The sequence below is a fragment of the Caballeronia zhejiangensis genome, from assembly GCF_000698575.1.
Lineage (GTDB): Bacteria > Pseudomonadota > Gammaproteobacteria > Burkholderiales > Burkholderiaceae > Caballeronia > Caballeronia zhejiangensis.
The window spans coordinates 37,924-44,152 of the sequence record NZ_JFHD01000048.1; the positions used below are offsets into that span (position 1 = coordinate 37,924).

Consider the following 6,229-nt stretch of genomic DNA (forward strand, 5'->3'; position numbering starts at 1 on the left):
GAAACCTAACGCTGCATCGATTCCCACACCTTGTGGAGGCGTTTTACCGAGACCGGCATCGGCGTGCGCAGTTCCTGCGCGAACAGCGATACGCGCAATTCCTCCAGCAGCCAGCGATATTCGGCAAGCCGCGCATCCGCGACGCCGCCGCGCTGCGATAACGCGCGCTGATAGTTCTGCGCGAGCGGCTGCAGATCGGCGGCGAGACGCGCGTCGCGGGCCGGATCGGCCTTGAGCTTGTCGACGCGCTGCGCGATCGCCTTCAGATAGCGCGGAAAATGCGCAAGCTGCGCATACGGCGTATCGATGACGAAACGCTTGCCGATGAGCGCGCTCAATTGCGCCTGCATGTCCGCATAGGCCGACGCGAACGATTTCACCGACGCCAGCTTTTTGGCGAGCGCCGCATATTCGTTGAGGATCGTGCCGACGAGCCGCGCGATTTCGTTCGCGAGCAGCGTCAGACGCCCTTTCGCGGCGTCGCGGCGCGCGTGGAAGCTGGCGTCGTCGTCGGGCAGCGGGTCTTGAAGGCACGCGCGATCGAGCGCCGTTTCCACGATCTGATCGCGCAGTTCGTCCGCCGTGCCGAGCGCCATGTATTGCATCGACATCTCCCGCAGGCCCGGCAGATTTTTCTCGAGATAGCGAATCGGCTCGCGCAACTGCAGCGCGAAAAGCCGGCGCAATCCCGCGCGATGAATACGCACCGCTTCCTCGGGCGAATCGAACACTTCGACGTCGCAATGCGTGCCGCGATCGACGAGCGCCGGATAGCCGAAGAGCGTCTGCCCGCGCCGGCGGATTTCCAGCAGCTCGGGCAGCTTGCCGAAGTTCCACGTCGTGAGGTTCTCGTAGAGCGCGGTGCCTTCGCTTGCCGGTTGCTGTGCGGGCGGCGTATCGGAGTCCCCGGAAAGCGCATCGAACGCCGCCGCCGACGTCAGTTTCTGGAACTGCTGCTGCGCCTGCCCGCCGAGTTCCGCGCGCAACTGCGCGAGATTGCGGCCCATCGCGAGCTGGCGGCCGTGTTCGTCGATCACCTTGAAGTTCATGAACAGGTGCGCGGGCAGCGTTTCCAGCTTGAAATCGGCGCTTTTCACGGCGATTTGCGTCTGCTCGCGAATATCGGCGATGAGCGATTCGACGAGTGCGCCCGCGCCGAACTTCGGCCCGCCATGACGCCCGGCGAAAGCCGCGGCGTATTCCGGCAACGGCACGACGTGACGGCGCAGCTTCTGCGGCAGCGACTTCAGCAGCAGTTGCACCTTCTCCTTGATCATGCCGGGCACGAGCCATTCGACGCGGCGCGCATCGACCTGATTCAGCCCGTAAAGCGGCACTTGCAGCGTGACGCCGTCGCGCGGCGAACCCGGCTCGAAGTGATACGTCAGCGCCATTTCGATGCCCGACATCGTCATGCGCTTCGGAAACAGATCCGTCGTGACGCCGGCAGCTTCGTGACGCATGAGGTCGTCGCGCGACAGGAACAGCAGCTTGTCGTTGCCCTCTTTCTTCTGCTCGTCGCGATACCAGCGCTCGAACGCCGCGCCCGTCCAGATGTTTTCGGGGATCAGCGAATCGTAGAAGCCGTAGATGAGTTCATCGTCGACGAGCACGTCCTGACGGCGCGACTTGTGTTCCAGTTGCTCGATGTCCGCGACGAGCTTGCGGTTGTGCGCGAAGAACGGCAGACGCGTATCGAATTCGCCTTCGACGAGCGCCCCGCGAATGAACAGTTCGCGCGCGTATTTCGCGTCCTGCTTGCCGAAGCTCACGCGCCGACGCGCATACACCGTCAGCCCGTACAGCGTCGCGCGTTCGTAGGCGACGACCTGCGCGGCCTTCTTCTCCCAATGCGCGTCCGATAGCGATTTCTTCAGCAGATGCGCGCCGACCGTTTCGAGCCATTCCGGCTCGATCTTCGCGATCGTGCGCGCGTAGAGGCGGCTCGTCTCGACGAGTTCGCCCGCCATCACCCAGCGCCCCGCTTTCTTCAAGAGCGCCGAGCCCGGCCAAAGAAAGAACTTGATGCCGCGCGCGCCGAGATAATGCGGCTCGTCGTCGGCCTTGAGACCGACGTTGCCGAGCAGGCCCGTCAAGAGCGACAGATGCACCTGCTCGAAGGTCGCATCCGATTCGTTCAGACGCCAGCCGTGCTCGCGCACGACCGTCAGCAGTTGCGAATGCACGTCGCGCCACTCGCGCAAACGCAGATGCGACAGGAAATTCGCGCGACACGCATCCGCGAGCTGCTTGTTCGATTTCTTGTGCGCGACCGCTTCCTCGAACCACCTCCAGATGCGCGTCCACTGCAGAAATTCGGAGCGCTCGTCGACGAACTGCCGATGCGCCTGATCCGCCTGCTCCTGCGCCTCGATCGGCCGGTCGCGCGGGTCCTGCACCGACAGCGCCGACGCGATGATCAGCACTTCCGCGAGCGCATGATGATCGCGCGCGGCGAGAATCATGCGGCCGACGCGCGGATCGAGCGGCAGGCGCGCGAGTTCGCGGCCGAGACTCGTCAGCGCGTTGTCGTCATCGACGGCGCCGAGTTCGTTCAGCAATTGATAGCCGTCCGCGATCGCGCGGCCCGGCGGCGGTTCGATGAACGGAAACGTTTCGATCGCCGTCAGATGCAGCGACTTCATCCGCAGAATCACGGCCGCGAGCGACGAGCGCAGGATTTCGGGATCGGTGAAGCGCGGCCGCGCGGCGAAATCGGCTTCGTCGTACAGACGGATGCACACGCCGTCCGCGACGCGCCCGCATCGGCCCGCGCGCTGATTCGCCGCCGCCTGCGACACCGGCTCGATCTGCAGTTGCTCGACCTTGTTGCGATACGAATAACGCTTCACGCGCGCCATGCCGGTATCGACCACGTAGCGGATGCCCGGCACCGTCAGCGACGTCTCCGCGACGTTCGTCGCGAGCACGATGCGCCGCGCGTTCGACGGCTTGAACACGCGCTCCTGCTCCTGCGCGGAAAGGCGCGCGAAGAGCGGCAGGATCTCCGTATGCGGCGGATGATGCTTGCGCAACGCTTCTGCGGCATCGCGGATTTCGCGCTCGCCGGGCAGGAACACGAGCACGTCGCCGGGACCGACGCGGCACAGTTCATCGACGGCATCGACGATGCCTTCCATCAGATCGCGATCGGCTTTGCGATCGTTGCGTTTGGGCGCCGTGCCCTGCGCGTTCCTGATCGCCTCGCTTTCCTCTTCGATCGGCCGATAGCGCACTTCCACCGGATACAGCCGTCCGCTCACCTCGATCACCGGGGCGGGCTTCTCGTCGCTGCCGAAATGGCGCGCGAAGCGTTCGGCGTCGATGGTCGCGGACGTGACGATCAGCTTCAGATCCGGGCGTTTCGGCAGGATTTCCTTCAGATAGCCGAGCAGAAAGTCGATGTTGAGGCTGCGTTCGTGCGCTTCGTCGATGATGATCGTGTCGTAGGCGGTCAGCAGCGGATCGGTCTGCGTTTCCGCGAGCAGAATGCCGTCGGTCATCAGCTTGACGGACGCGCCGGGCGCCAGATTGTCCGTGAAGCGCACTTTGTAGCCGACGACTTCGCCGAACGGCGTGCCGAGTTCCTCCGCGATGCGCCGGCCGGTCGCCGAAGCGGCGATGCGGCGCGGCTGCGTATGCCCGATCAGCCCGCTGCCACCCGCGCCGAGACCGCGTCCGAGCGCGAGGCAGATCTTCGGCAATTGCGTCGTCTTGCCCGAGCCGGTTTCGCCGCTGACGATCACGACCTGATTCGCAGCGATCGCGCGCGCGATTTCCTCGCGTCGGCCGGAAACGGGCAGCGCTTCGGGAAACGTGATCGGCGGAATGGGATTCGGCGTGACGACGCGCGGCGCGCGCGGCGGACGTTGCTCGCGAGGCGGACGCGTTTCGGCCGGGCGTTCGACGTGCGACGGACGTGCTTCAACCGGGCGTTGTTCGCGCGGCGGACGTGCTTCAACCGGGCGTTGTTTGCGCGGCGGGCGCGTTTCGGCCGAAGGTTCGACACGCGGCGCAGGTTGCGGCTGCGGCTGCGGCTGGCGCGCTTCGACGGGCTTCGGCTGCTGAACGCGCGCCGGACGCTGCGGCCGCGCACCTTGTTCACGCCTCGCGTCTTCGCGTTTCGGGGGCGCTTGCGTGGCAGCTTGCGCCGTGTCGCGCGGCTTCGGCGGACGTTGCGCCGTGACTTCCGCTTTCGCGGGCCGCTCTTTCGATTGCGCCGCCTTCTTCGGTTGCGAAGGAGCCTCCGCCGCCGCTTTCCCGCCCGCGAACCGCTGCGCGGCGCGTTCCTTCTTGCTCAAACCCGCCGCTTCGCCGGAATCGGACGTGCCCGCGCCCTCCCGCGTCTCGCGCAGCAGACTTTCACGCAGTTGTCGCAACTGCTCCTGAGTATCGAGGGATTTGTCGGCGGACTGAGACTTGCCCGCCTGATCGGGGCGTGAGGGACGAGAAACATTCGGCATAGCGTCGCATTATAATCCCGGGATGAATTCCCAAACCGACCTCACGATGACCGCGACGCAGCCGGCAGTCGAGCCCGAAGCGCCGAATCCCCACGCCCAGTTCGTCGACTGGATGCGATCCGTCGCGCCCTACATTCACGCGTTTCGAAACAAGACTTTCGTTGTCGCGTTCGGCGGGGAACTCGTGCAGGAAGGTCGCCTCAACGCGCTCGTGCAGGACGTCGGCCTGTTGCACGCAATGGGCATCCACGTCGTGCTCGTGCACGGCTCGCGTCCGCAGCTCGACGAGCAACTGAGCCTGCACGGCGTCGAGTCGTCGTTCTCTCACGGCTTGCGCATAACCGATGCCCGCGCGCTCGAATCCGCGAAAGAAGCCGCCGGCGAAGTGCGTCTCGACATCGAGGCCGCGATCAGCCAGGGCTTGCCGAACACGCCGATGGCGCACGCGCACATCAGCGTGGTGTCGGGCAACTTCGTGACGGCGCGGCCGGTCGGCATTCTCGATGGCGTCGATTTCCAGCACACCGGCGTCGTGCGCAAGATCGACGGCGATTCCATCCGCCAGTCGCTCGCGTCGAACAAGCTCGTGCTGCTGTCGTCGCTCGGTTTTTCGCCGACGGGCGAAGCGTTCAATCTGTCGATGGAAGATGTCGCGTCCGCCGCGGCCATTGCGCTGCGCGCCGACAAGATCATTTTCGTGACCGAAATTCCGGGTCTCGGCGACTCGGAAAACGAGCTGATCCGCGAAATGTCGCTCGACGACGCCTATCGCTTGCAGGAAAGCGGCGAATTGCAGGGCGACACGGCGTTCTATCTGAAGCATACGGTGCGCGCGTGCCGCGGCGGCGTTGCGCGCGGCCACATCATTCCGTATTCGCTCGACGGCAGCGTGCTGCTCGAACTGTTCCTGCACGACGGCGTCGGCACGATGATCTCGTACGAGAATCTCGAAAGCCTGCGCGAAGCGACGCCCGACGACGTCGGCGGCATTCTCACGCTGATCGAGCCGCTCGAATCCGACGGCACGCTCGTACGGCGCGGACGGCACCAGATCGAGCGCGACATCGACCATTTCTCGGTCATCGAGCACGATGGCGTGCTGTTCGGCTGCGCGGCGCTCTATCCGTACACACAGGAGCGCATCGGCGAAATGGCCTGCCTGACGGTCGCGCCGGAAGCGCAAGGTTCGGGCGACGGCGAACGCCTGTTGAAGCGCATTGAACAGCGCGCCCGCGCACGCGGCTTGACGCGCATTTTCGTGCTGACGACGCGCACCGAACACTGGTTCCTGAAACGCGGTTTCGTGAAAGTGACCGTGGACGATCTGCCCGAAGATCGCCGGCGGCTCTATAACTGGCAGCGCAAGTCGCTCGTCCTGATGAAACAGCTTTGAACATGATCCAAGAAGCGTCGAACGGCGCTTTGCCCCCGATACAGAGGAGAAACTCACAATGGCCCGAATGGTTCAATGCGCGAAGCTCGGCAAGGAAGCCGAAGGACTCGATTTCCCGCCGCTGCCGGGCGAGCTCGGCAAGCGCATCTACGAAACGATCTCGAAGGAAGCCTGGCAAGGCTGGCTCAAGCAGCAGACCATGCTCATCAACGAGAATCGGCTGAACATGGCCGATCCGCGCGCACGCCAGTATCTGATCAAGCAGACGGAGAAGTATTTCTTCGGCGAAGGCGCCGATACGGCGTCCGGCTACGTGCCGCCGCAAAGCTGAAATCGCGCGTTCATCGCATCGCAAAAACCGGCCCGAGCGGCC

At 64.7% G+C, this 6,229-nt stretch carries 3 protein-coding genes; 2 read left to right on the plus strand and 1 reads right to left on the minus strand.

The window, feature by feature from the left end; genetic code table 11:
* Positions 1 to 5 precede the first annotated feature (5 nt).
* The gene (gene hrpA, locus BG60_RS32735) at positions 6 to 4,463 is read right to left on the minus strand and encodes an ATP-dependent RNA helicase HrpA (RefSeq protein WP_241484922.1); all 4,458 of its coding nucleotides are present in this window, start codon (positions 4,461 to 4,463) and stop codon (positions 6 to 8) included.
* Between the two features lie 22 nt (positions 4,464 to 4,485).
* On the opposite strand from hrpA, the gene argA reads away from it, so the two are divergent.
* Both argA and BG60_RS32745 read left to right on the plus strand, forming a co-directional pair.
* Positions 4,486 to 5,856 (plus strand): amino-acid N-acetyltransferase, encoded by a 1,371-nt coding sequence (gene argA, locus BG60_RS32740; protein ID WP_033536863.1) that lies wholly within the window; start codon positions 4,486 to 4,488, stop codon positions 5,854 to 5,856.
* A 58-nt stretch (positions 5,857 to 5,914) separates the two neighbouring features.
* On the plus strand, positions 5,915 to 6,187 hold the full coding sequence (locus BG60_RS32745; protein WP_008350541.1) for an oxidative damage protection protein: 273 nt from the start codon (positions 5,915 to 5,917) through the stop codon (positions 6,185 to 6,187).
* Positions 6,188 to 6,229: the final 42 nt, after the last annotated feature.

Bases quoted from the DNA above. Each gene is read 5' to 3' on its own strand.
- hrpA (WP_241484922.1), bottom strand. From the start codon at position 4,463: ATGCCGAATGTTTCTCGTCCCTCACGCCCCGATCAGGCGGGCAAGTCT.
- argA (WP_033536863.1), top strand. From the start codon at position 4,486: ATGAATTCCCAAACCGACCTCACGATGACCGCGACGCAGCCGGCAGTC.
- BG60_RS32745 (WP_008350541.1), top strand. From the start codon at position 5,915: ATGGCCCGAATGGTTCAATGCGCGAAGCTCGGCAAGGAAGCCGAAGGA.